This is a genomic window from Faecalibacterium sp. BCRC 81149 (assembly GCF_022750605.1).
In the GTDB taxonomy this organism is placed as follows: Bacteria; Bacillota; Clostridia; order Oscillospirales; family Ruminococcaceae; genus Faecalibacterium; species Faecalibacterium duncaniae.
The window spans coordinates 1-25,001 of the sequence record NZ_QXJA01000009.1 but is presented as its reverse complement, the minus strand read 5'-3'; the positions used below and the strand labels follow the sequence as shown (position 1 = coordinate 25,001).

At 58.7% G+C, this 25,001-nt stretch carries 28 protein-coding genes and 1 rRNA gene; 5 read left to right on the top strand and 24 right to left on the bottom strand.

Features of this window, described 5'->3' with window-relative positions:
- Nucleotides 1-72 precede the first annotated feature (72 nt).
- Nucleotides 73-1,203, top strand: a complete 1,131-nt coding sequence (locus D3F01_RS10505; RefSeq protein ID WP_242888558.1) for an MFS transporter — start codon at nucleotides 73-75, stop codon at nucleotides 1,201-1,203.
- Nucleotides 1,204-1,273: 70 nt separating this feature from the next.
- Here D3F01_RS10505 and D3F01_RS10500 read toward each other — a convergent pair whose 3' ends face one another.
- Nucleotides 1,274-1,894, bottom strand: a complete 621-nt coding sequence (locus D3F01_RS10500; protein WP_097773305.1) for an epoxyqueuosine reductase QueH — start codon at nucleotides 1,892-1,894, stop codon at nucleotides 1,274-1,276.
- A gap of 122 nt (nucleotides 1,895-2,016) precedes the next feature.
- Between D3F01_RS10500 and D3F01_RS10495 the strand changes: the two genes are divergently transcribed.
- From D3F01_RS10495 to D3F01_RS10485, 3 genes are all read left to right on the top strand, one after another.
- Nucleotides 2,017-2,220 (top strand): DUF896 domain-containing protein, encoded by a 204-nt coding sequence (locus tag D3F01_RS10495; RefSeq protein WP_005935179.1) that lies wholly within the window; start codon nucleotides 2,017-2,019, stop codon nucleotides 2,218-2,220.
- A gap of 205 nt (nucleotides 2,221-2,425) precedes the next feature.
- Complete coding sequence (locus D3F01_RS10490; RefSeq protein ID WP_097771587.1) at nucleotides 2,426-3,721, top strand: adenylosuccinate synthase; 1,296 nt, start codon at nucleotides 2,426-2,428, stop codon at nucleotides 3,719-3,721.
- Between the two features lie 42 nt (nucleotides 3,722-3,763).
- Nucleotides 3,764-4,663 (top strand): DegV family protein, encoded by a 900-nt coding sequence (locus tag D3F01_RS10485; RefSeq protein WP_097771586.1) that lies wholly within the window; start codon nucleotides 3,764-3,766, stop codon nucleotides 4,661-4,663.
- Between the two features lie 176 nt (nucleotides 4,664-4,839).
- On the opposite strand, the gene D3F01_RS10480 is transcribed toward D3F01_RS10485, so the two are convergent.
- From D3F01_RS10480 to rsxC, 7 genes are all read right to left on the bottom strand, one after another.
- Nucleotides 4,840-5,427 (bottom strand): sortase, encoded by a 588-nt coding sequence (locus tag D3F01_RS10480; protein ID WP_117534505.1) that lies wholly within the window; start codon nucleotides 5,425-5,427, stop codon nucleotides 4,840-4,842.
- A gap of 679 nt (nucleotides 5,428-6,106) precedes the next feature.
- Entirely contained in the window at nucleotides 6,107-7,024 is a 918-nt protein-coding gene (locus tag D3F01_RS10475) for an RnfABCDGE type electron transport complex subunit B (protein ID WP_156069721.1), read from the bottom strand.
- A gap of 15 nt (nucleotides 7,025-7,039) precedes the next feature.
- A complete protein-coding gene (locus tag D3F01_RS10470) occupies nucleotides 7,040-7,672 on the bottom strand; it encodes an Rnf-Nqr domain containing protein (protein WP_097771578.1) in 633 nt (210 codons plus the stop codon).
- Between the two features lies 1 nt (nucleotide 7,673).
- Complete coding sequence (locus tag D3F01_RS10465) at nucleotides 7,674-8,339, bottom strand: electron transport complex subunit E (protein WP_005935151.1); 666 nt, start codon at nucleotides 8,337-8,339, stop codon at nucleotides 7,674-7,676.
- A 16-nt stretch (nucleotides 8,340-8,355) separates the two neighbouring features.
- Nucleotides 8,356-8,904, bottom strand: coding sequence for an FMN-binding protein (locus D3F01_RS10460; protein WP_097771577.1), 549 nt, complete (start codon nucleotides 8,902-8,904; stop codon nucleotides 8,356-8,358).
- Complete coding sequence (locus D3F01_RS10455; protein ID WP_005935147.1) at nucleotides 8,901-9,860, bottom strand: RnfABCDGE type electron transport complex subunit D; 960 nt, start codon at nucleotides 9,858-9,860, stop codon at nucleotides 8,901-8,903. Before D3F01_RS10455 ends, D3F01_RS10460 begins: the two co-directional genes overlap by 4 nt.
- Nucleotides 9,860-11,182 (bottom strand): electron transport complex subunit RsxC, encoded by a 1,323-nt coding sequence (gene rsxC, locus D3F01_RS10450; protein ID WP_242888532.1) that lies wholly within the window; start codon nucleotides 11,180-11,182, stop codon nucleotides 9,860-9,862. The genes D3F01_RS10455 and rsxC overlap by 1 nt, the downstream gene beginning before the upstream one ends.
- Nucleotides 11,183-11,527: 345 nt before the next feature.
- On the opposite strand from rsxC, the gene D3F01_RS15960 reads away from it, so the two are divergent.
- A complete protein-coding gene (locus D3F01_RS15960) occupies nucleotides 11,528-11,653 on the top strand; it encodes a hypothetical protein (protein WP_005935143.1) in 126 nt (41 codons plus the stop codon).
- Between the two features lie 92 nt (nucleotides 11,654-11,745).
- Here the strand turns inward: D3F01_RS15960 and D3F01_RS10445 are convergent, their stop codons facing one another.
- The 16 genes from D3F01_RS10445 to rrf all read right to left on the bottom strand — a co-directional run bounded on the left by D3F01_RS10445 (nucleotide 11,746) and on the right by rrf (nucleotide 24,986).
- Entirely contained in the window at nucleotides 11,746-12,255 is a 510-nt protein-coding gene (locus tag D3F01_RS10445) for a hypothetical protein (protein WP_242888529.1), read from the bottom strand.
- Between the two features lie 22 nt (nucleotides 12,256-12,277).
- Nucleotides 12,278-12,814 (bottom strand): DUF5662 family protein, encoded by a 537-nt coding sequence (locus D3F01_RS10440; protein ID WP_097773294.1) that lies wholly within the window; start codon nucleotides 12,812-12,814, stop codon nucleotides 12,278-12,280.
- Nucleotides 12,811-14,700: a glycosyltransferase family 2 protein gene (locus tag D3F01_RS10435; RefSeq protein WP_223455220.1), complete on the bottom strand. Its 1,890-nt coding sequence runs from the start codon at nucleotides 14,698-14,700 to the stop codon at nucleotides 12,811-12,813. The genes D3F01_RS10440 and D3F01_RS10435 overlap by 4 nt, the downstream gene beginning before the upstream one ends.
- 3 nt (nucleotides 14,701-14,703) lie before the next feature.
- Entirely contained in the window at nucleotides 14,704-15,447 is a 744-nt protein-coding gene (locus D3F01_RS10430; RefSeq protein WP_097771572.1) for an ABC transporter ATP-binding protein, read from the bottom strand.
- Between the two features lie 13 nt (nucleotides 15,448-15,460).
- On the bottom strand, nucleotides 15,461-16,270 hold the full coding sequence (locus tag D3F01_RS10425) for an ABC transporter permease (RefSeq protein ID WP_223384331.1): 810 nt from the start codon (nucleotides 16,268-16,270) through the stop codon (nucleotides 15,461-15,463).
- Nucleotides 16,271-16,276: 6 nt separating this feature from the next.
- Nucleotides 16,277-16,843, bottom strand: coding sequence for a dTDP-4-dehydrorhamnose 3,5-epimerase (gene rfbC, locus D3F01_RS10420; protein ID WP_005935131.1), 567 nt, complete (start codon nucleotides 16,841-16,843; stop codon nucleotides 16,277-16,279).
- Between the two features lie 256 nt (nucleotides 16,844-17,099).
- Entirely contained in the window at nucleotides 17,100-18,416 is a 1,317-nt protein-coding gene (locus D3F01_RS10415) for a serine hydrolase (RefSeq protein ID WP_242888527.1), read from the bottom strand.
- A gap of 70 nt (nucleotides 18,417-18,486) precedes the next feature.
- Nucleotides 18,487-19,077, bottom strand: a complete 591-nt coding sequence (locus tag D3F01_RS10410; protein ID WP_154276863.1) for a dipicolinate synthase subunit B — start codon at nucleotides 19,075-19,077, stop codon at nucleotides 18,487-18,489.
- Nucleotides 19,074-19,868, bottom strand: coding sequence for an NAD(P)-dependent oxidoreductase (locus D3F01_RS10405; RefSeq protein ID WP_242888524.1), 795 nt, complete (start codon nucleotides 19,866-19,868; stop codon nucleotides 19,074-19,076). The genes D3F01_RS10410 and D3F01_RS10405 overlap by 4 nt, the downstream gene beginning before the upstream one ends.
- 103 nt (nucleotides 19,869-19,971) lie before the next feature.
- Nucleotides 19,972-20,883: a hypothetical protein gene (locus D3F01_RS10400; RefSeq protein WP_242888521.1), complete on the bottom strand. Its 912-nt coding sequence runs from the start codon at nucleotides 20,881-20,883 to the stop codon at nucleotides 19,972-19,974.
- A 186-nt stretch (nucleotides 20,884-21,069) separates the two neighbouring features.
- Nucleotides 21,070-22,011 carry a histidine kinase dimerization/phospho-acceptor domain-containing protein gene (locus D3F01_RS10395; protein WP_223384337.1) on the bottom strand — a complete coding sequence of 314 codons (942 nt, stop codon included), beginning with the start codon at nucleotides 22,009-22,011 and terminating at the stop codon, nucleotides 21,070-21,072.
- Entirely contained in the window at nucleotides 21,993-22,673 is a 681-nt protein-coding gene (locus D3F01_RS10390; protein ID WP_242888518.1) for a response regulator transcription factor, read from the bottom strand. The genes D3F01_RS10395 and D3F01_RS10390 overlap by 19 nt, the downstream gene beginning before the upstream one ends.
- 4 nt (nucleotides 22,674-22,677) lie before the next feature.
- The gene (locus D3F01_RS10385; protein WP_242888512.1) at nucleotides 22,678-23,541 is read right to left on the bottom strand and encodes a TraX family protein; all 864 of its coding nucleotides are present in this window, start codon (nucleotides 23,539-23,541) and stop codon (nucleotides 22,678-22,680) included.
- 66 nt (nucleotides 23,542-23,607) lie between these two features.
- Nucleotides 23,608-24,126, bottom strand: a complete 519-nt coding sequence (locus D3F01_RS10380) for a GNAT family N-acetyltransferase (RefSeq protein ID WP_242888508.1) — start codon at nucleotides 24,124-24,126, stop codon at nucleotides 23,608-23,610.
- Nucleotides 24,127-24,245: 119 nt separating this feature from the next.
- Entirely contained in the window at nucleotides 24,246-24,716 is a 471-nt protein-coding gene (locus D3F01_RS10375) for an LURP-one-related family protein (RefSeq protein ID WP_238078558.1), read from the bottom strand.
- Nucleotides 24,717-24,869: 153 nt separating this feature from the next.
- Nucleotides 24,870-24,986: ribosomal RNA gene (rrf, locus tag D3F01_RS10370) — 5S ribosomal RNA — on the bottom strand.
- Nucleotides 24,987-25,001 lie beyond the last annotated feature (15 nt).

The window sequence follows — 25,001 nt, the reverse complement described above, 5'->3', positions numbered from 1 at the left end:
TTCTGACCAGAATATGCTTTAATAAAAGCAACTACGGGCACTGCGCCCCCCGAATACTGCAAGGAGAATCCCATGGAACAACGGAACACCCGCCTGCGGAACGCGGGCTTCGTCACCTTCTTTTTCAGCGGCATCTGCACCATTTCCAGCGGTGTGGTGGTCAGCCTGCTGCAGGAGGAATACGGCTTTGCCTACGGCATGACCGGCACCCTGCTCAGCCTGCTGAGCATCGGCAACCTGCTGGCGGGCCTGCTGGCCGGTGCGCTGGTGGGAAAAATGGGCATGAAGCCCAGCGTCCTGCTGCTGACCATCGGCTATGCGGTGGGCTACGGCCTGATGGGCCTGACCGGCCTGCCCATTCTGCTGGCGCTGGCCTTCTTCATTGTGGGCATTGCCAAGGGCAGTGTCCTGAACACCTGCACCATCCTTGTCAGCGGAAACTCTGCAGACCGCACCCGGGGCATGAACACCATGCACGCCTGCTACGCCTGCGGTGCCCTGCTCTGCCCCTTTCTGATCTCTGCCGCGGCCAGGGTCAGCACCACGCTGGCCGTTCTGGCACTGGCGGCGCTGGGTCTGGTGCTCTGGCTGGTATACCTGTTCACCCCCATGGCAGGCCGCGCCAAGGCCAAAGAAGCTGTCACCGATTGGAGCTTTTTGCGCTCCTCCCGCTTCTGGCTGCTCACCGGCCTGCTGTTCTGCCAGAACGCCGCCGAGCAGAGCGTTGTGGGCTGGATGGTCACCTACTTCAAGGACAGCGGCATCATTGCAGGCACGCTGGCGGCCTATACCGTCACCGTGATGTGGGGTGCCACCCTGATCGGCCGCCTGCTCATCGCCTTTGTGTTCCCACTCAAACAGCCCCGCAAGGCCATGGTGTTTATGGCGGTTTTCTGCACTGCCTTCTACTTTGCCATGATGCAGACCCACAGCCAGCTGCCTGCCATCCTGCTGCTGTTCGCCTTTGCCTTCTCCATGGCCGGTATGAACCCCACAGCCGTGGCCAGCGCCGGTAAAATGACCACCGTGACCAGCATGGGCATCATGCTGCCGGTGGCATCCAGCGGCGCGATCCTGATGCCCTGGGTCATCGGCAAGGTAGCTGAAAGCGCTGGTCTTGCTGTTGGTATGGCAACCAACATCGTGCCCTGTGTGGGGCTGATCATCTTTGCAATTCTGGTGTCCAGAATGCGGGAGGAGTAAATCTCTCCGTCATTGCTTTGCAATGCCGCCTCTCCTGGTAGGAGAGGCAAGCAGCAGGCGACTGAGCGGTTCATCCCCTCGCCTTTGCGCTGAACTCACACCCACAGTAATCCTGACGGTAAAGCCCGTACTCCTCCGAGAGCTGGAGGGAGCGCAGGTAGCCGTTCTGCTTTTTGAAATCCGAGGGCAGGTGCCTGATGCCGAATTCGGCTTCAAGCTCCTGCCCGATTTGATTGATGCGGGCAGCATCCTTGTGGGGGCTGATGGAGAGCGTAGTGGTGAACCAATCAAAGCCGTGCTCCTTTGCGTACTGTGCCGCCCGGCGCATCCGCAAACGGTAGCAGACGGTGCACCGCCCGCCCCGCTCCGGCTCGTTTTCCAGCCCCTGCACAGCCGTGTAGAACTCCTGCGGATCGTAGTGGTCCTCGATGACCGTGACCCCCAGCGGGTGCGCCTGCGCTACGAACTTTTTCAGCTCCTCGCCCCGGCGGTAGTATTCTTCGGCAGGCCAGGTGTTGGGGTTATAGTAAAGCACCGTGATCTCAAAATACCGGCACAGCTTTTCCAGCACGGCGCTGGAACAGGGCCCGCAGCAGGCGTGGAGCAGCAGCTTTGGCCGCTGCGGCCCCAGCGTTTTCAACACTTCGTCCATCTGCTGTGCAAAATTCAACTGTTTTGACATCGGTTTCATCCTTTGTTATACTTGCTTTGATTCAAATAGCTCCCTCCTGCTGCCTCGCCAAAAGAGCCGCAGCTGCCGGAAGAGGCATCCCGGTCATATTATATCACATTTTATCTAATAGGAGAACTGCGATGACAAACGAGAAGATTGCCCGTATCAACGAGCTGGCAAAAAAGAGCAAGACCACCGGCCTGACCGATGCCGAAAAGGCAGAGCAGCAGGCCCTGCGGCAGGAGTATGTTGCGGACGTAAAGGCCAGCCTGCGCGCCCAGCTGAACAACACCTCGATCAAAGAGCCGGATGGCACGGTCCACAAGCTGGGGAAGAAGAACTAAAGCAGCATCACGAAGAGGAGCGCCCTGTGGATAATTGAGAGAAAAGTATTTCTTCCCTCTTTTTTTGTTCCGCGTTTCGTGCTATACTATAATTGTATTGTTGCGGACATTTCCGCGGGCGGTACAGATTCCCAAGGTGGCGTATCCCGGGCAAGGTGCACGGAAAAGGCTGTCTTTTGAAAAAATGATAAAGAGGTCATTTATTATGCTTACTGCAATTACGGGTATCAACTGGGGCGATGAGGGCAAGGGCCGCATGGTCGATCTGATCAGCCAGGAGTATGACATCGTTGCACGGTATCAGGGCGGCAACAACGCAGGCCACACCGTGAAGAACGAGCGCGGCAAGTTCGTGCTGAACCTGCTGCCCTCCGGCATCCTGCGCCCCAACGTTGTCTGCGTGATGGGCAACGGTATGGTCATCGACCCGCACCATCTGGACGGCGAGATCAACAAGCTGCGGGAGCAGGGCATTTCCATCACCCCCGATAACCTGAAGATCTCCGACCGGGCCACCATCACCATGCCCTACCATGTCGATCAGGACGGCCTGGAAGAGGCCCGCCTGGCCAAGACCGGCGCACAGTTCGGCTCCACCAAGCGCGGCATCGCCTACACTTACGGTGACAAGTACATGAAGAAGACCCTGCGCATGGGCGACCTGCTCCACCTGGACGACAGCGTGAAGAAGCGCCTGGTGACCATGGTTGATTCCAAGAACCTGGTGATGGAGGGCAGCTACCACTCCGCCCCCATCAGCGTGGACGAGATGTGGGCATGGCTGGAGAAGTATGCCGCCATCTTCAAGGATTACATCTGCGACGTGGGCCAGTATCTGGCTGACGCAGATGCCGCCGGCAAGAAGGTGCTGTTCGAGGCCCAGCTGGGCGCTCTGCGCGACATCGACTTCGGCATCTACCCCTACACCACCTCCTCCAACGTCATCGGCGCTTACGCCCCCATCGGCGCAGGCATCCCGGGCCATAAGCTGACCAACAGCATCGGCGTGATGAAGGCTTACTCCTCCTGCGTGGGCGACGGCCCCTTTGTCACTGAGCTGGCCATGACCGAGGAAGAGAAGCACGCCCTGCGTGAGGCTGGCCACGAGTACGGTGCAGCCACCGGCCGTCCCCGCCGCGTTGGCCCCATCGACCTGGTGGCAAGCCACTACGGCGTGTTCTGCCAGGGCTGCGATGAGGTTGCCCTGACCCTGCTGGACGTGCTGGACTACATGGAGAAGATCCCCATGGTCACCGGCTACAAGCTGACCGATGGCACCATCACCAAGCGCTTCCCCATGGGCATGGCTCTGGACACCGCACAGCCCGTGGTGGAGTATCTGCCCGGCTGGCACTGCGATATCACTGCCGCCCGCAAGTGGGAGGATCTGCCCCAGGAAGCCCGCGATTACGTTGAGTATCTGGAAAAGGCTATTGGCTGCAAGATCACCTACATCTCCGTGGGTGCCGAGCGTGAGGCCTACATCCATCACAACGTCTGATCCGCGCCACAGAACCCGCCGCATTGAAAAGGAAGCGTGACTATGTTTGATATCATCACGGACAGCGCCTGTGACCTGACCCCTGAGACGGCCGCAACACTGAATATTGAGATCATCCCCTTCTATGTCTCGCTGGACGGTGAGCACTACCGCAAGGAAGGCAAGGAGATCGCCGTGCGGGATTTCTACCAGTTCATGGTAGATAACCCCGCGGCCTACCCCAAGACCAGCCTGCCTTCTCTGGAGGATTTTGAGACCGCCTTCCGGGCCCATGCCGAGGCGGGCCGCCCGGTGCTCTGCATCTGCTTTACCAGCAAGATGAGCGGCTGCGTGGGCAGTGCCCGCAACGCCCGAGAGCTGGTGCTGGAGGATTTCCCCGACGCAAAGATCGAGGTCATTGACAGCACCGCCGCCACCGTGACCGAATCCATCGTGGTGGAAAACGCGGTGGCCATGCGGGATGCAGGCTGTACGCTGGACGAAGCCGTGACCTGGCTGGAAGCGGAGAAGATCACCAACCAGATCTTCTTCACGGTGGGTAATCTGGACTACCTCATCAAGGGCGGGCGCATCGGCAAAGTCACGGGCCGTGCCGCCAATATTCTGGGCATCAAGCCCATGATCCTGTTCAAGGAGGGCGAGATCTTCTCCGCTGGTGTGGCCCGCGGCCGCCAGAAGAGCTTTGAGAAGGCCCTCGACCTGCTGATGACCTATCTGGCCGAACACAACGGCACACCCGATGACTACTGCATCACGGTGGGCTACGGCTACGATGCCGACGAGGGCAAGCGGCTCTGGATGCAGACCCGCGCCGCCCTGCGCGCCAAGTACCCCACCTGCGAGTGCAATGTGGTCCTGCTGCAGATCGGCTGCACCATTGCCGTGCACACCGGCCCCTATGCGTTGGGCATGGGCGTGATGCGGCGGTGGAAAAAACAGTAACTCCCTCAGTCGCCTCCGGCGACAGCTCCCTCTAGGAGGGAGCCTTACGGCAGCGAAAAGCCTTCCTCTGAGAGGGAGGTGGCATTGCGTCAGCAATGACGGAGGGAGTTCCCACATAGTAAAAAAGAAGCCCCGACGAATGTCGGGGCTTCTTTTTTTTTTTTCAGCCTTGATTTTTACGATGCACGATCACAGAAGACGGTGACACGGGTCTTGCCGCCATAGGTGCAGGTGTACAGCACCAGGGCGTAGCCGCTGTGTTCCACTTCCTCCACACTGTGGGGGTCAAGCACTTCGACCTTGTTCACGACGTACTCATTTACGATGCCGTCCATATCGGTGAAGGTGACGCTGTCCCCCGCTGTGAGGGAGGTCAGCTTGCCGAAATGGCTCTCGTAGTTGTGCGCCGCAATGACCAGATCATCGGTGCGGGAAGAGCCGAACTGGCGGCAGGGGGCGATCTTCAGGCGGGGGTAGCTCCACTCGCTCATCACCGGCAGGTCAATGCCGATGGCGGGAATGGAGATCTCACCCACATATTCGTTGCCGTCGATCTCCACCACCGGGAGCTCGGGGTCCAGGGGGCCGCTCTCTGCCTCCGGTTCCGGGGTCTCCACCTTCTGCTGAAGGTCGGCCACCACGGTCTGGGCCTCGGCACCGGCGTGGGCATCCTCGTAGCGGTTGTAGGCGTACAGGCCGCCCGCCGCCAGCAGGAGCACCACACCCAGCACGATGCAGACGAGCCCGGGGGATACTTTACGCATTCTTTTCACGTTAGCCTATCTTTTTTTCCGTGATGATTTTTCCGCACAGTGGAGCCCTCCCTGCATCATAGTATTTTTGGCAAAGCCGAGGAAAAAGATATCCAACCTTTGTCGGCCTTCTTTCTCTCGGCAGGTTATTTTTACCAGACAAACCCATTATCGTAATTATAGCATGTATATCCAGTATTTTCAATAGTGAAATTTTATTTTTCCTTCCCCTTTTCAGACAAAATATTCTGCGATATACAGCACGTTATGAACCGCCGTAATATATTGCGGGGAGTAGTGCAGTCTAACTTATCCGCACCGCCCGCCGCATTGATATACCGCGCAGTTTTGTGTTGTACATTCGCAGTTTCACTCTCTATAATACATGAAACGCAGATTTCTTTCACTTTTTTTCGGGATTTTTTGAAAAAAGTTTTCGGAACCCTCTCAGTCAAAGCCTGACGGCTTTGCCAGCTCTCCCAAAGGGAGAGCCAATTGCGGCTCGACCTTCAGCGGCATTTACCGCCCAAAAGCCTGCCCAAAGCTCCCGTTTCCCTTGCAGATGCGTTGGCTCCCCCCTCGGGGGAGCTGTCGAGCGAATGCGAGACTGAGAGGGCGTGCCTCACCAAAAAGCGCCCCCATCACTCAAAGGAGCAATGGGGGCGCTTTACCCTATTACAATGGGTTCCGCTTATTCAGCCTTGGGGGCCTCGGGAGCCTTTGCCTCCTCAGCCTTTGCGGCGGGCTCTGCCTGAGCGGCAGGAGCGGCAGCGGGCTTCGGAGCCTGCTTCACCACGGGCTTGGGGGGATTGGGGTCATCCTTCAGCGGGAAGAGGATGATGTGCTTGGGGCACTTCTGGGCGCACATGCCGCAGCCCTTGCACTTGTCGTAGTCCACACGGGCCACGCCGTCCACAACGTGGATGGCATCGAACTTACAGGTGCGCTCGCACATGCCGCAGGCAATGCAGGAGGTGGTGCACAGCTTGTTTGCCACAGCACCCTTATCCTGATTGGAGCACATGACCACGGGCTTGCGGGGGCCGCCTGCGTCGATCATAATGACGTGCTTGGGGCAGATGTTGGCACAGGCACCACAGCCGGTGCACTTGTCCTTGTCCACCTTGGCCACACCGTCCACAATGTGGATGGCATCGAACTTACACACCTTGGTGCAGTCGCCCAGGCCGATGCAGGCAAAGGTACAGGTCTTGGGGCCGCCGTACAGGGTGGCAGCAGCAGCGCAGGTCTGGATGCCCTTGTACTCGTAGCTGGGCTTGCAGTGCTCGGAGTTGCCCTGGCACTGGACCACAGCCTTCTTCTCCACGGCGCTTGCCTCACCGCCCATGATCTTGGCAATGGCGGCAGCAGCCTTGGGGCCGCCGGGTGCGCACTTGTCGCAGGGAACGCCGTCCATAACAACGGCCTTTGCGTAGTCGGCACAGCCAGCGTAGCCACAGCCGCCGCAGTTTGCACCGGCCAGGCAGGCAGAAACTTCTTCAATACGGGGGTCTTCCTCAACCGCCATGAACTTTGCGGCCAGCACCAGAACAACGGCACCGATCGCGCCCACAATGGTACAGAGGATCACAGCAGATACAATATTCATAATCCTGTTCCTCCCTTACAGCGTCACGTTGAACAGGTTTTCGACGAGGCCGCCGAAGCCCATAAAGGACAGGCTGGTGATGGCTGCTGCGATCAGGGTGATAGGCAGGCCCTTGAAGGGTGCCGGGGGATCGCAGGCTTCCACACGCTTGCGCACGCCGCTGAACATGACCATGGCCAGCATAAAGCCGACACCTGCACCCACGGCACAGACCAGAGCCTCAATGTAGGCAGCGGCAAAGCCAAGGGTAGCAACGTCTGCGCCGTAGTCGTCCACGACCAGAATGGTCACGGCCAGCACGCAGCAGTTGGTGGTGATCAGGGGCAGGTAAACGCCCAGAGAATTGTACAGTGCAACAACATACTTCTTCAGGAAGATCTCGATGAACTGCACCAGCACTGCAATGACCAGGATGAACACGATGGTCTGCAGGTAGCCCAGGTCAGCCGGGTTCAGAACGAAGATCTGGATGGGGAAGGTGACAGCCGTTGCCACCAGCATAACAAAGATAACAGCGCCGGACATACCAATGGAGGAATCCAGCTTCTTGGAAACGCCCAGGAACGGGCAGATACCGTAGAACTTCACCAGCACGTAGTTGTTCACCAGGATCATGCTGAAGAAGATCGCAGCAAGTTTGACTAACATCTTATTCTGCCTCCTTCTTCAGGTTGTCGAGGTCGCAGCAGCTCTTGCGCTCGATGCGGGCATCCAGCTTGCCTTCCAGCCAGACGCAGCCGGCCATCAGCACGCCGTAGCAGAAGAATGCGCCGGGAGCCTGGGTCATAATGCTCATCTTGGCCATGCTCTCGGGCAGAACCTGGAAGCCCAGCCAGGTGCCGCTGCCCAGGATCTCACGGATGGAGGCCATCAGCACCACGGTAAGGGTGTAGCCGATGCCCATGCCGATGCCGTCCAGTGCGGAATCCACCACATTGTTCTTGCAGGCAAACATCTCGGCACGGCCCAGAATGATGCAGTTGACAACGATCAGGGGCAGGAACACGCCCAGTGCGGTGTACAGGCTGTCCATGTAGGCGTGCATCACCATCTGAACGATGGTCACGAAGCCTGCAATGATGACGATGTAGCAGGGCAGATGGACTTTAGCGGGGATCACGTTGCGCAGCAGCGAGATCAGGATGTTGGAGCACACCAGCACGAAGGTGAAGGCTGCGCCCATGCCCAGCGCGCTGGAAACTGCCGTGGTAACAGCCAGGCAGGAGCAGGTGCCCAGAACCAGACGCAGAACGGGGTTTTCTTTGATGATGCCGTTGGTAAGGATGCTTACCTTGGACTTGTTTTCGCTTGCCATTTCTTACCAACCTCCTTTATGCCAACTCGTTGTAGCAGTTGATGCAATCGTTGATGGCGGCAAACAGAGCCTTAGAGGAAATGGTTGCGCCGCTGTATGCGTCGTAGCCCTGGCCCAGGGTGATGTTCTGGGTGCCATCCATGCCATCGAACTGAGCAAGGAAGCTGTCGGTGGCAACGTTGCTGCCGATGCCCTTGGTCTGGGTAGAAGCGTCCACCCAGATGCCGGTGACAGTGCCGTTGGTGTCGAAGCCGATGATGACGGACAGGATGCCGCCGTCAAAGCCCTTTTCCTCAGCCTTGATGGCCAGGGAGCCGTCGGTGGCCTTTACAGCACCGGTGATGTTCTCGGTGGTGTAGTCGGTCACTTCGTCCAGATCGGAGGCGCTGGAAACGGTGGGCATCACGTCCACATAGGCAGCCAGCGTTGCGGCCTTCTGGTTTTCCTCAATGATGGGAGCCGTAAAGGAGTTGACCATGGCCAGCAGCAGGCTGACGATCAGTGCGATCACGCTCAGCACAACAACAGGCTTTACACTGGTCTCCCAGGAAGAATTCTTATTCATTTGCCAGCACCCTCCTTTGCTTTCTTTGCAGGCTTAACATAGCCGTAAGGAGTCTGACGGGTCCAATCGTTGATAAAGGGGACCCACAGGTTCATAAACAGCAGCGCGAAGGAAACGCCCTCGGCGTAGCTGCCCCACTGACGGATGGCGAAGGTGACGATGCCCAGGCACAGGCCGTAGATCAGCTTGCCCTTCAGGGTAAAGGGGCTGGTGACATAGTCCGTTGCCATGAACACAGCACCGAACATCAGGCCGCCGGACAGGATGCCGACCAGTGCGCCGTGCAGGCTGCCGGTGGAGATCAGGTAGAAGATAAACATGCTGCCGATGTAAGAAGCGGGGATGGCGATGCTGATGGTCTTGGTGGCCACCATATAAATCAGGCCCAGCAGGATGGCCAGAGCGCAGGTCTCGCCCAGAACACCGCCGTGCACGCCCATGAACAGGTCCAGCAGGCTCAGCTTGCTGGTGTCAGCCACAGCCAGCGGGGTAGCGCTGGACAGCTGGTCAACCGCTGCATCGGGGAACACCCAATTGTTCATGGAACCGGCAAAGCTGATGAACAGCACGATACGGCCCACCAGTGCAGGGTTTGCAAAGTTCATGCCAATGCCGCCGAACAGCTGCTTGACCACGATGATGGCAACCAGGTCGCCAATGATGAGCTGGCCGATGGGCATGCCCACGGGCACGTTCATGGCCAGAATGATGCCGGTGACCACAGCGGACAGGTCGCTGATGGGGTTTGCCTTCTTCAGCAGCTTGCAGTACAGCCACTCAAAGGCCACACATGCCACAACGGACACTGCAGTGACCAGCAGGGCACGCGCGCCAAAGATGATTGCAGAGGCCACCACACAGGGGCACAGGGCAACGATCACGTTGGCCATCAGGCTCTGGGTCGTTTCCTCACTGCGCAGGTGCGGGGAGGCCGAAACAATAAGCTTCGTATCCATTACTTATTGCCTCCTTTTTTGATTTCACCAAGGTAGAACGCCTTTGCCAGGCCCATCATCTGGGTGCAGGGGCGCTTTGCCGGGCAGACAAAGGTGCAGGAGCCGCAGTTGAAGCAGTAATCAACATGCAGCTTGCCCAGCTCCTGAACGTCGCGGGCAGCGTAAGCCTGGTTGACCTCCACGGGCTCCAGACCCATGGGGCAGTACTCCACGCAGCGGCCGCAGCGGATGCAGGGGTTGACCTGCGGGGACTCTGCAGCAGCGGCGCTGAGCATGATCAGGCCGGAGGTGGTCTTGGTGGTGGGGTAGCTCAGGTTCTCCACAGCGGGGCCCATCATGGCACCGCCGGCAACCACCTTGCCCAGCTCCACGCCGCCCTTGAGGCCGGCAGCGTTCAGAACATCCTCGTAGGCAGTGCCCACGGGAACGATCAGGTTCTGGGGCTTTGCGCAGGCATCGCCGTCCACGGTGATGGTGCGCTCGACCACCGGCATACCGGTAGCCAGGTACTTGCCCAGGGTAGAAACAGAGGTCACGTTCATCACGATGGCACCTGCATCTGCGGGCAGACCGCCGTGGGGCACCTCGCGGCCCAGGCACTTCTCGATCAGGATCAGCTCTGCGCCGGTGCCGTAAACACTGGGCAGTGCCTTGACCTCGATGGCGGGCTTGTCTTTGGTCTTCTGGTTCAACAGCTCGATGCACTCGGGCTTGTTGTTCTCAATGCCAATGATGCACTTCGGGATGCCGGTATACTTCAGCACGGCCTCGATGCCGCGGACGATATCATCGCTGCAGTTCAGCATCTCCTGCGTGTCGCTGGTCAGCCAGACTTCACACTCGGAAGCGTTGATGAGCAGGGTGTCCACGGTCTGCTTGGGCTGCAGCTTGACATCGGTCGGGAAGCCTGCGCCGCCCAGACCCACCAGGCCGCACTCACGCACGGCTGCCAGGAAGCTGGCCTTGTCGGTGACCTCGGGTGCCTTCACGGCAGGGTCCACGGTCTGCTTGCCATCGGTCTTGATGACAACAGAGTCGCACATCCGGCCATTGGAGAGACGGAAGGGTTCCACAGCGGCCACGGTACCAGAAACACTGGAGTGGATATTTGCAGAGACGAAACCGCCTGCTTCACCGATCTTGGTGCCAACAAACACTTCGTCGCCCTTTTTGACCAGGGCTTTCGCCGGAGCGCCGATGTGCTGGCTCATCAGGATGCGTACCTGCGCGGGCAGAGGCATCGGAACTGGTTTGCTTGCAGCGGTTGCCTTGTCATGCGGCGTATGCGCGCCAAGCGCCGCACGTTTCAGCTTGTTCAACATGGAATAAATCCCCCATTCTGCTTGAATTGCCACCCCTGCCCTCATGCGGGCGCACTGCGGCAGGGACAGCAGCTGCTTAACACCGTTATTGTATCATTTTACAGCCGGAAGTTCAACGACAACAGCACCAAAATGATGCAATTTCCTCAATTTTCTTTGCCATTTTTAACGATTAGTCGTATCTAACTAATTGTTTTTTTATTAACAACCACCAACTTCACGCAACTTTACTGCCGTTTGCCTTTCTGCCGGGATTATGGTATACTGTTGCTAATGACCCTGCGGAACGTCCCCTGCTCCGCATTTGAACGACCGGGCCATGCCCGCCAAGGAGGATCGGATACCATGAAAGTTCTCAAAGCTCTGCTTGCCATCTTCACGTTCTTAGCCGCCGCACTTACCTGCACGCTTCTCTTTGTGCAGGACAGAAACGCCCCCCACTATATCAAGATCTACGAGAACGAGCAGTAAGCAGTTTCTCTGACACAAAAGCCCCCGGAAAGCGGTTCGCGCCGCTTCCGGGGGCTTTTTATGCGTTATGCTGTTTTGGCGTTGTGTGATGCTCAGTTCACGTCGAACAGGCAGACCGCCTGATAGACAGTGCCGTTAGAAGTGGTAACGTATGCAACGCCGATCTTTTCAGCCAGATTGAATGCGCTCTCGTCCTTGAACAGAGGATCATATTTGAAGCTGGTTCTGGTAGCCGGATTATAGTTGGCCTGCGCTGCAAACGGAGTTGTATCCTTGGTCAGACCAACCACGATCTTGACATTGCCCAGCTCTGCCGTGATCTTATCATAATTCTCACGATACTTTGTATTGCTGCCGTCATTACGCCATTCCAGCCAGTTTTCCAGCAATGCCTTGGTCACAGCACTGTATTTTGCACTGTATTCGACCTGACCCAGGCCCTTATTAGCTGCGGTATTATTGATCGTCATAACCACTTCGACCGTGCCATCGTCCGGCATGATCTTATCCGAGTCGGTGGTGCCACCGTCGCAGGCGGTCAGCATTGCCAGTGCCAGAACACCGGCCAGAACAAGTGCCAGAACTTTTTTGAAACGTTTCATTGCAATGCCTCCTTGATGTTATTTAATCGTTATCTTCACACCCGAGCAGAAATCTTATGTAGGCAAAGGTGCGCTCCTGCCCCAGATCCCGGACCATCAGCAGCAGCTTTTCCAGCAGTGCCCTTGTTTCGGGATGGAGCAGATAGTGATCCTTGCTCTTTTCATAATACTGCCACGGGGATGCGTCGGTGTACTTGTCGCCCAGATAGATCTGGCTGGCCGCCACGCGGTCGCAGACCATCTCGCAGACATAGCGCAGGGGCATTTTCATGCCGCCCAGGCCGGATTTGTTGGTTGTGTAGTCGATCCAGTATTCCAGATGGTGCTTGTTGCGGCCCTTATGGTGGAGCCATGCCGAGGAATAGCCCCGGGCGGCGCGCTCTGCCTCGTTGGGGCTGTGGTCGCCCTGATAGTAGATGCAGCCCGGGATGAACTCGGTGGGGCTGTACTTGCTCAGGTCATGGGTCAGGCCCTGCTGATAAAGGCCGCATTCAAAGCAATATTTCATCACCAGCAGTTTATGCCGGGTGATGGTCTCAAAGTGTCCCTTGATGTTCATTGGAGGGTACCTCCCCGGAATCTTACCGTTACCCTGCCCTCTTTCAACCTGCGCAGATCGTCGCTCTCCGAAAAATCCTCCCGGTCACGGGTCAGGTTGGGGTTGTAGTAGGGGTCATCCAGAATGTTTTCCTTGCCGTGGATGGTGTAGAGCCGCTGCTGTTCCGCCGCAAAGCGGGCCGCCTTGACGGGGTCTTTTTCATCCCCGCCCCGGCTCTTGCTCTCATAGTGGATGAGCTCGGCGTAGGGGGTCCAGGCAATGCGGTAGCCTGCATCCCGCACCCGCAGGCAGAAGTCCACATCGTTGAAGGCCACGGCGAACTGCTCGTCCAGCCCGTGCATCTCGTCATAGACGGCGGTCTTTACCAGCAGGCAGGCACCGGTCACACCGGAGAAGTCCTGCACGGTAGAGGTGCGGAACAGATAGCCGCTGCCGCCCTTCTTCTTATACTTGTGGCTGTGGCCCGCGTAGCCGCCCAGACCCGTCACGATCCCTGCGTGCTGGATGGTCTCATCCGGGTACCAGAGCATGGCACCGCAGATCGCCGCGCCGCCGGGGTGGGCGCACTGCCGGAGCAGCTCCGTGAGCCAGTCGCCGTTCACCACTTCCACATCGTTGTTGAGCAGCAGCAGGTAGTCGCCCTCTGCCGCTTTCCGGCCAAAGTTGTTGATGGCCGAGAAGTTGAAGCCCTTGTCCGGGTAGGTGACCACCTTCAGGCCATCGTACCGCTGCCGGGCCTTCTCGTAATAGGCAAAGGTGGCCGGGTCTGTGGAGTTGTTCTCAATGACGATGACCTCGAACCGGTCCCAGGTGGTCTTTTTCCAGATGCTCTGCAGGCACTTTTCCAGATCCTCGGTGTGATCCTTGTTGGGGATGAGGATGCTCACCTTCGGCTCCCCCACAATATCCCACCTGACCCGATAGGTGCTGGGGTACAGGCCATCCTCTATGGTACCGGTGCGGCCGGTGCGCTCCAGATGGTCGGCCAGCGCCTTCTTTGCCGCTTTGGCAACGTAAGGCTTGGCATCAGTGCCGCCGGAGGTCGAGCCTTCGTGCACCCGCCAGTAGTAGAGCACCTGCGGCACATGGGCCGCGCCGCCCACCTGCTCAATGAGCCGGAGGAAAAGGTCGTGGTCCTGACTGCCATCACATTCGGGGCGTTCCCCGCCCACCTGCTCGAACAGCTCCCGCCGGAACACGGCCAGATGGCAGATGTAGTTGCAGCAGAGCAGGTAATCCGGGGCGTAATCGGGCTTGAAGTGGGCCACCAGCGGCTTTTCGATCTTTTTGGTGAAGAGGGCCTCGTCGCTGTACAGGAAGCCGTCCGGCTCCCCTGCCTCACGCAGCTGCCGGATCGCCTGACCCATGGTGTACATGGCGTGGGGCGCAAGGATGTCATCGTGGTCGGCCAGCGCCAGATATTCCCCCGATGCCAGTTCAGCGGCGGCGTTGGTATTTGCCGCAATGCCCTTGTTTTCGATCTTTTTGTATACGATGTGTTGATATTTCGCCTGATATTCCCTTACGATATCCCCCACACTGCTGTGGGCGGCATCCGAGGCATCCGCCAGGCAGAGCTCACCGTTGGGGGCGGTCTGGTTCACGAAGGAATCCAGAAACTGCCGCAGAAACACCTCAGGAGTATTATACAACGGTGTCAACACGGAAATCGTCGAAAGTTGGCAGTTTTCAAAATTTTTTCCTGCCATTTCGGCTCTCTGGGCTTCCAGCACCTTTTTTGCGGGCAGGTAGCGGGCCTTTTTGCCAAAGCACCGCCGCCTGACAAAGCCCGCGCCCCGAGCCAGCATGGTGCCCAGACCCTCGTCCTTTGTCAGCTGGACCGCATAGCCTGCCAGCTCTCTGGCACGTTTCAATCGCACATTCATGGCTCAGGCCTCGCCGCGCTGGGTGGCCTTGTAGGCCGCGCAGACTGTCTCGGTATCGCCGTTCATTTTCAGGTGGCCGTGACTCAGCCATGCCACCTTGCTGCACATCCGCTCGATCTGCTCGATGGAGTGGGACACCAGAATGACGGTGGTACCGCCTGCCATCAGCTCCTTCATCCGCTTTTCGCATTTCTGCTGGAACAGGAAGTCGCCCACCGAGAGCACCTCATCCGCGATCAGGATATCGGGCTTGGTGATGGTGGCAATGGCAAAGCCGATGCGGGCCACCATGCCGGAGGAGTAGTTTTTCAGCGGTACATCCAGAAAGTTCTGCAGCTCGCTGAACTCCACGATCTCGTCGAACTTCTCGTCCAGATACTTGGGCGAGAACCCCAGCACCGTGCCGTTGAGGTAGATGTTCTCCCGGGCGGTCAGGTCCATATCAAAGCCCGCACCCAGCTCGATGAGTGGGGCGATGGTGCCGTTGACGGTGACCTTGCCCCTGGTGGGCTTGTACACGCCCGCAATGGTCTTGAGCAGGGTGGATTTGCCCGAGCCGTTCAGGCCCACCAGACCGTAAAAATCGCCGGGCATGATGTCCAGGCTCACGTCCTTCAGGGCGTAAAACTCGTCGTACTGCAGGCGGCCCTGCACCATGGCCAGCAGATATTCCTTCAGGCTCTCGTGCTTTTCGGTGGAAAGGTTGAAGCACATGGACACGTTGTCCACTTTGATGATCGGTTCCATTCTTCTCCCCTCCTTAAATATGCAGCACAAAACGATCCTGCGTTTTGCGGAACATGTGCACGCCCACCCACATGGAGACCACTGCGCAGATGCCGCAGACCGCAAACATGTTGAGGTCCAGCGGGATGCCCCACATCAGGGTGCGGCGGAAGCCGGTGATATACCAGTACATGGGGTTCAGCTTGATGATCTGCTGCATGTTGAACCCGCCGATGGAAAAGGTCATCTGGGTGGGGTCATAGAAGATGGCGGAGAAGTAGAGCAGCGCCGTGATGAACACGCTCCAGATGTGCATGATGTCCCGGAAGAACACCGTTGCCGCCGCCAGGAACAGGCCCACCCCCAGGCTGAAGAAGAAGAGGGTGATGAGCGGGTAGAGCGCTTCCAGAAGGGTCAGGTGGAAGGGCGCACCGGTAAAGATCATCACCAGCAGCAGGGCCACAAAGCTGAACACGCAGTTCACCATGGCAAAGCAGCACTTTTCCAGCGGGAAGATATACTTGGGGATATACACCTTTTTCAGCAGGGGGGCAGCGCTGAGCACGCTGCTCATGCTGGAGGAGGTGGCCTCGTTGAAGAAGTTGAAGAGCAGCTGACCGCACATCAGGAACACCGGGAAGTTGTCGATGCCGCTGCCCCGCATATCCATCAGGCTGCTGAACACAGCCCAGTAGACCAGGCACATCAGCAGGGGGTTCAGCACGCTCCACAGCACACCCAGCACGCTGCGGCGGTATTTCAGCTTGAAATCACGGCTGACCAGATTCCACAGCAGATAGCGGTAGCGCCAGAAGCCGTTGAACATTCCTTTCAGTTTCGCCACGGGCTATCACCACTTTTCAAAGAATTCAAACTTCTGGGCTGCAAAGGGCTCATGCAGCTTGTCCTTTGCGCTGGTCTTGTGCTCACAGCCGCAGTCGGGCCACTGCACGTTCACGGTGGGGTCATCGTAGGGGATGCCGCCCTCGCTGGTGGGGTCATAGACATCGGTGCACTTGTAGCAGAACTCGGCCACATCGCTCAGCACCAGGAAGCCGTGGGCAAAGCCCTCGGGGATATAGAACATCTTCTTGTTCTCCTCGCTCAGGGTCACGCCCACCCACTTGCCAAAGGTGGCGCTGTGGGGGCGGCAGTCCACGGCAACATCATAGACCTCGCCCTTGGTCACACGCACCAGCTTGCCCTGGGTGTGGTTCTTCTGGAAATGCAGGCCGCGCAGCACGCCGCGGGTGGAGCGGCTCTGGTTGTCCTGCACGAACTCCTTGTCGATGCCGGCAGCAGCAAACTGATCCTTCTGGTAGGTCTCCATGAAATAACCGCGGTCATCACCGAACACCTGCGGCTCAATGACCACAACACCAGGGATCTCGGTCTCAGTAAACGTAAACTTGCCCATATTTCTTTTTCCTCTCTGTTTTCTTTCAGAAAATTTTGTCTATTTGTAGTATATGGAAAAGTCCTTGCGGGCTTTTGCGCGATTTTCAGACGGCTCGTTGCCTGTCAAGCCCACCCTCTCCGTCAGCGCTGCGCGCTGCCACCTCTCCCAAAGGGAGAGGCAACGCATCTCCTGGATCCAGCTGCTGCTGGCCATGAGCTGCTATCGGCTCTCCCTTCGGGAGAGCTGGCGCAAAGCGCCTGAGAGGGCGAGGCCGTCAATGTCTCGCCTTCTGTTTCCTGCGGAGCTTCGCCCTCAGCCGCACCACGCCGAACGCCGCAAGGGCGGCCAGCACGGTAGCACCGACCGAGATGGCCAGCAGGCCGCCTGCGATCCTCTTCGGCCCCACATCCCGGGAGGCGGGCAGGGTGGCGTTGGCGCTCTTGGCCAGCAGCTCTTCCAGCCCGGTCACAGCGGCAGGCACCCGGACGCTGGCCGTTTCCTGCACGTCCCGCCCATGAATGGTATACACCGCATACACCGCCGGGTCAACCCCCAAGAGGTATCGTTCGGGCAGTTCCAGTGTGACCGACACATCCGCAGCGGTCAGGCCGTCGGCCAGCAGCAGCTTCACGCCCGGGTCAGAAACCGTCACCGTGCCCAGCGTGCTGCCGCCGCCTGCCACTTCCAGCTCCCCGGTCACGCCCTGGGCAGGGATCTCGGTGTAGCCGGTGCAGCGGGCAAAGGCATCGTCCAGCAGGGTGCGGACATCGTCGTATTTGTCGGTCTTGATCTGGCTCTGCATGGTCACGCAGATCAGCCGCACACCGTTCTGCTCCGCCAGGCAGACATAGCTGTACCGGGCAATGTTGGTGTAGCCGATCTTGGAACCCAGGATGGCCGGGATATAGTACCGGCTGGAGCCCACCCGCATTTTATCCTGCTGGTGGAAGTACCGGGTCACGGGCTGGACATTGGTCGGGCCCATGGTGTACATCTCGTTCCGGGTAAACAGGGTCTCGAACCCGGGCTGGGTCAACGCCCAGCGCAGCATCTGCGCCATGTCATAGCAGCTGGTGTGGTGATCCTCATCGCTGATGCCGTGGGGGTTGGCAAAGTGGGTGTGTTCCAGCCCCAGCTCCTTTGCCTGCGCGTTCATGGCGGCCACACCGCCCTCAATGGAGCCGCCGCCGAAGTATTCGGCCAGCAGGTTGGCCCCATCGTTGGCGCTGGCCATCATGGTGGCATACAGGGCATCGGTCAGGGGCACTTCCTCCCCTTCCTGCAGGGCGATATGGCTGGAATCGGTGCCCGCCAGCGAGTAGACATCCTCGTGGCTGACCGTCAGCTTGACATTGTCCCACTTGCCCTGGGCCTTTTCACAGGCAAGGCCCAGCGTCATCACCTTGGTGATGGATGCCGGGTGCAGTTCCTCGTTCATGTTCTGCTGGGCCAGCACCAGACCGGTGTCGGCATCGATGATGCAGTACGCTTCCGTAGCCGTCAGTGCAGGCCCGGCAGCTGCCGCGCCCGGCGCAAACGCCGCCAGTGCGGTCAAAAGCACCGCACACAGCATGGCGATGTGTTTTTTCATTCCAGTTCCTCTATCTCAAGATATTATGATATAGTATACCACATTTTTATCCCTCTGAAAAGAGAAACCCTCAGTTCCACTCCCGGAGCACCGGCTGCAGCTGCTGACCGTGCAGGGCAGCCTCCAGTGCAGCGGGCAGCAGGGTGAGATCCGCCTTCAGGCTCTGGGGTTTCTGCGCTGCATCGTCCTGTCCGTAGGGCACAAAGTAATAGTGCTTGCGCTGCATCAGCCGGGCGATGTTCTCCCCGGAAGCCCCCAGCCCATCGTTGGTGGAGACAGCCAGCAGCACCGGGCACCCGACCCGCAGCAGGCTTTTTGCCGCCAGCGTGACCGGCGTGTCGGAAAGGCCCGCCGCCAGCCGTGCCAGTGTGGTGCCGGTGCAGGGGGCCACCACCAGTGCCCGGGCCAGCTGCCGCGGCCCCAGCGGCTCCACATCCTGCAGGGTATCCAGCACCCTGTGGCCGGTCAGGGTCTCCAGCCGCTCCTTCCACTCATCCGCCCGGCCAAAGCGGGTGTTCAGGCCGGAGGCCGCATAGCTCATCACCGGCAGCAGCTCCCAGCCCTGCCGCACCAGCTGTTCAGCCTGAGCCACCGCCGCGCCCAGCGTGCAGAAGCTCCCGCAGACCGCAAACGCCACTGTCCCGCGCAATTGCCTTTTCATGGTGTTTCCTCCCTTTCCGCCAGGATCTCACAGACCGTCCGGGCCAGAGCCTCGCCCGCCGTTTCGGGAGCGCAGGCCGCAGGCAGGCTCAGGGCATGGATGGCCCGGTGCCCCAGCCGCCGGGCTGCGGCAAAGTCAGTGCCGCCCGGCCTGGATGCCAGATCCACGATCAGGCTCCCGGGCCGCAGGGCTGCCAGCACGGCTTCCGTCAGAACAGGGGCCGGGATGGTGTTCACCACCGTGTCAAAGGCCGGAGCAGTCTGTTCCAGCCGGGCCAGATCCACCGCCCGCAGGCTGAAGCTCTCCGCCAGTGCCCGCTGGGCCGGCCGCCGCGCGGCCACCGTCACCTGTGCGCCCAGTGCCGCCAGCCGTACCCCAAGCGCCTGCCCCACCGGCCCAAAACCGGCCAGCAGGATGGCGCTGTTCCAGAGCGTCCGCGTCCGCTCCGCCATCAGGATGCCGATGCAGCCCTCTGCTGTCGGGATGGCGTTGCAGAGGATCAGCTCCTCCCGGGTAAAATAGTCCACCAGCTCCACGCCCGCCTCCGCCGCGATCTGCCTTGCCTGCGCCGAGAGCTTTCCGCCCAGCGCCAGTGCCCCCGGTTTTGCGGCCCGCAGCAGTTCCGCCAGCGGGGTGCGGCTCTCGTCCAGCGGCAGCGGCAGTAAGATGTAATCGGCCAGCGCCGTCTGCTCCGGCCCGCCCACCGCAAACCCGGCACGGGCCAGCGCCCGGCCTGCCGCCGCCAGCCGCGCGTCCGTTCCGATCACCGCAAATCGTCTTTGTCCATCCATTCCCGGCCCCTCCTCCCCATGGTCTGCGTCATCCTATGCCCATGAAGCGCCGGGTGTGAAAAAGCCGCCGCTCTCCGTCAGGAAAGCAGCGGCGATCTGTTTTTTATGATATCGGCTTTTCGGTCAGAGCGGCGGCAGAGATTGCCTCCGGCTCCTCCATGTTTCGCGTCCGCTCCACGGCCTCACGCATCCGCGGCAGCTGGACGGCTTCATCAAAATCCGCATATCCCTTTGCGTAGGCAGGCACCATCTCCAACCGGTATTCTGCACTTGCAACGCTCCATTCCCGGATAGAAAAGTGCTCCGGCGGGAAATTCAGCCAGTTTCCACTCTCTCCAAACTGCGAGACCGCGTCCACCTGAATGCGGAACAGATTCTTTGCATAGTAAGCGGTTCTTGCGATATTTTTCCGGTAGAGCTTCTGCAGATCCTTTTCCCTGCTCGTCGCCTTGCAATACGTCACAAATCGGGTGTCTGCCATCCGCTCTCTGGCTTCCAGCAGGCTCAGGATCGTGCCCTGCTCATCTACCAGATCCCCGTTGGTCGTCGGGTCCAGCATACACCACTTTTCCTGCGACCGGTCGTAGATCTCCGTGACAACGTGACAATCAAAATCGAAGGGAGAATAGGGCAGGAAGCGCACACGCCGTGCGTAGATTCCCAGTGCCAGGCAGACCTCCTCCAGAATTTTAGCCTTATTCAGGCAGTTGATGCCCTGTTCCGGTTTATCCAGACTGTAATCCAAAAGCGCCAGGGCGTTGCAGTCCACATGGCCGTCGTACCACGGGCTGTGTGTCAGCTTAGGCGAGAGGTATTTCAGCACCCGAATTGCCCGCTGCAGGTCCGTGCCTTTTCCTGCAATTTTCTCAAAGGGATACTTTTTCAGGAGGTCGGCATACTCCGGGCAGTCCATGCGATATTCCACCGCCGTGTTCTTTCCCGGTTGAAAGCTCCGATTGTTCCGCAGGATTCCACGGTAAACATTGTAAAGGACTTCTGTCTCTTCAAAATTCATTGTTTTTCCCCTCTCTTTTTTTGAATAGACGAACGAATGGTCGTAAGTGTTCATTTTCCCCTCTATTTTCAGACCCTATCGTTTTTTATGATACCACGGTTTTTCTGCTCCTGCAATGCAAACCGCCCGGCCATGCGGGCGTTCCCACACAGCCGGGCGGCTTCCTTTTTCATCATTCGGGTCTGCTCAGGGCCGCTTATACTTCAGCGGTGTCTGCACCTGAGCACGGATCTTGAGCAGATAGGTCCGGGTCTGCTCGGTGCCCCGCAGGATGGCCTCCACCTGTTCCCGCTGCTCCGGGGTCAGGGCCTCGTCCTCGGCCAGCAGGTCGGCGTTGCCCTCAATGACGGCCAGCGGCGTTTTGAGCTCATGGGAAAGCTGGATGATCTGCTCCCGCTGCTGCTGCTCCATTTTCCATTGGGCCTGCAGGCTGGCCGTCAGCTCCTGCCCCATGGTCTGCAGGGCAGCCAGTGTCTCGGCGTATTCCCGCACCTGCGCCCCGGAAAAATCGATCTCTTCCACGCCCTTTTTCTCAGCCACCTGCCGGGAGACCTCGGTCAGGCGGGCCGTCTCCCGGGCCAGAAACTTTCTGGAGCGGTGGGTGCTCCACACCACCGCTCCCACCAGGAGCAGAATGCCCAGAATGCAGTGCACCGTCTGCACGTCTGGCAGCTTTCCCCGCAGCGCAGGGGCGGCGTAGGGTACGGCATAGTCAAATTGCAGCAGACAGACCGTTCCGTCCTGCAATTTTGATGTCATATAATACTGTGTGTATCCAAAATGCCAGCGGGTTTTCCCCTGCCGGTTCTCCATTGCCCGCTGCAAGTGCCCGGCATCCATGTTGGTGGCCAGCACCTCGCTGCTGTCCGGCGCGGCAAACAGGGCGTAACGGCACAAGGAGTCCAGCTGGGTCTCATCAAAGGTGGCGGCAGTCATGCCCGGCAAAACGTCCTGTGCAGCCTTCTGGCAGGCCTGCGCGGCCTGATTGGCCGGGAGCGCCAGGCCGCTGTTGATGACGCACATCAGCGCCGCAAACCACAACAGCAGCGCCAGCACACAGCAAAAGACGGTCTGCACCAGATATCGCAGCAGTACGCCCCGCAGGGAGATCAGCCCTCGTTTTTCCATTGATATCCCACTCCCCAGATGGTTTTCAGCAGTGTTTCCGGCTCTGCCACCCCCGCCGCCCGGAGCTTGGCCCGGATGTTCTTGATGTGCTGGGTGATGGCAGTGTCGTCCGCAGTGCCGTCAATACCAAAAACCGCTTCGTAAATTTGTTCCTTGGTAAAGGTCTGCCCGGCGTGAAGCACCAGATGCTCACAGATGGCATACTCGGAGCGGGTCAGCGGCAGAGGAGTTTCTCCCACCGCTGCCTCCCGCGCGGACAGGTCAAAACTGACCCCGCCGCGCACCAACCGATGCACCGGGGTGCGGTTCTGCCGCCGCAGATGCGCCGCCACCCGGGCGCGCAGCTCTGCCACCCGGAAAGGCTTTGCAAGGTAATCGTCTGCTCCGATGCCCAGCCCCTCCAGAACAGACGCTTCGTCTGTCCGGGCTGTCAGAAACAGAATGGGGGCATCGGTCAGGCCCCGGATGCGGCGGCAGACGGCAAAGCCATCCTCCCCGGGCATCATCACATCCAGCAGAATGCAGTCCGCCCAGCGGCAGAGTTGTTCAGTAAGCTCCGCGCCGGAGAGCCGCGTTTCCACCCGGTGGCCGTCCCGTTCCAGCGCCGTCTGCACTACCTGGCACAGGTCCCGGTTGTCATCCACCATCAGAACATTTGTCACAAGATCACCTCAAAACGTTATAAAGCAGGCAGGACGCCCCGTACAGCAGATACACATGGGCCGGGTAGAACCAGTAGAACAGCTGTTTATGCCCGCTGCCGCGCTGACCGTTGTACAGCAGCATCAGCAGGGCCGCAAACACGCCGAACCACTCATAGTTGTTGGTGAACATCTGGGTCCAGACAAAGCCCTCCTGCCGGCAAGCCATCCCGAAGGTCAGCGCAAAATCACACAGGAAGATCACCAGTGCCCATACCGTCAGCTGCACTTTGCGCCGTCCACGCAATGCATACAGCAGCGCACCGCCCAGCAGAAAGCTCCAGCCGCCGTCCGTGATGCTGGTCCACAGGGGCAGCGGGCTGGTGATGACAAATGCCACCACCGTGGAAGCCCACGGCATCTGCTGGATCTGGGGGAAAGCGCTCAGGAACGCCACCATCACAAACGGCCAGCCAGCCACCGCCGCGATGGCCGCCACACCCCTGACCCATTTCTTTTCCCGGAGCCAGTCGATGCCCTGCCAGACGATGCACAGGAGCATCAGATCCTGGAAAATCGCGTTCAGCGGGTAGAAGCCATCCCCGCGCCGGAAGGCTTTGGCGTAGATCATAAAAAATTCCAGCGCTGCCATGGCCGTTCCGATACCCCAGATGCGGATAAAATACCGCCTGCGGTCATGGGTGTGGGCAAAGCCCTCCACCGTGCAGAACAGAAATAGCGGCGCACTGAGCCGCCCCAACATACTGAACACTGTTGGGATGCAGCCGGTGAATTCAAAGAAATAATGAATGTGGTCCAGCACCATCAGCGCCAGTGCAATGGTCTTGAGCTGGGTACCGTCCAACCCGTTTTTCAATTTTGTCAGCATACAAATTCCCCTTTCGATGATGCTATCATTGTAACAGGGAAATCTGTAGGAATTCTGAGGGAGAACTTATTTTTCCAGATAATAGCACACCAGATCCGTGGGGCCGCGCTCTGCATGGCGCATGGCCTTGTGTTCGATGCCCTCATAGGTGAAGCCCAGTTTTTTCATCAGCTCCCCGGAGATGGTGTTATAGGCATAATGCCCACCCGTGAAAAGCACCGTGTCCGTTTTCTCGAAGAACGCCTGAATCACAGCCGCCAGCGCTTCCCGGGCATAGCCCTGCCGCCGGACATCCGGGGCCATCTCAATGCCCAGCTCCCAGCCGGGCACGGCACGCTCGGCATCCATCAGCGAGATCACGCCGATCACACGCCCATCTGCCTTGCGGACAACGCTGTAACGGGTCTGTCCCGCAAATTTCTGCATCAGACGGTCATATTCCTCATCCATTGCATCAAAGGCACGATAACCGCCGCAATCCAGCGTGGTCTGCTCATCCGAGAAAATCGCAAATACGTCCTGCGCGTCCTCCACCCGGAACTGCCGCAGCTGCAGACGCTCTGTCTCGATTTCAAATACTTCCATTTGCACCTCGTTATTTTCAGGTTTTATCGTACTTTTTAATGATACCACTGTTTTCCAACCTGCGCAATGTAAAAAGCCCGGCCATGCGGGCATTCCCACACAGCCGGGCAGATCCAGTTTCATTTTGCAGAACACTTTTCGGCATCGATAGCCAGCACGAACATCAGCACATAGAGCGCGTCTGCCGGGTCAACGATATCCAGCACATAGGTATCCGTCCACTGCAGCAGCTCTTTGGAAACCGTTGCGACTGTCTCTCCCACCGGCTTTGTAATGGTGTAATCCCACCCAGGGAAATCCCCCTCCACATGCCAGCCGTTGAAATCGATGTTGTACTTGGGCTTGAACCAGCCCAGTTCCTTTTCGAGGCAGCCGATATAGTTTTCCCCTTCATAGAGTTCAAACTTGGGCAGCCAGGTCAGCACTTCCTGCTTGACAGTACCAAGCTCGTTCTCTTCCGTGTCGAAGATTTTCAGGCAGTGCCCCCACGAGAGCTGCCCCTTTACCACATAGACCGTGTTCTCGTTTTCATCATAGATATCGTAGCTGTCGAACCACGAAAACATCCGTTGTTTGAATAAAAGCTTCATCCTGCCCCTCCTCTTTTGCGATTTCACCGCAGACGGAATACATACTTATCCCATATACGATTCAGGGACGGGTTTTAAGGCAGAAGCTACAATTTTTTTTTTTTTTTCAAACAACAAACCCCTGAAGAATTTCTTCCTCAGGGGTTTTGTTTAAGTCGGCGACTACCTATTTTCACGCGCCGTTTCCAGCGAACTATCTTGGGCACGAGTGAGCTTAACTTCTGTGTTCGGAATGGGAACAGGTGGAACCTCACCGTCATCGTCACCGACCAATATGACTGGTTC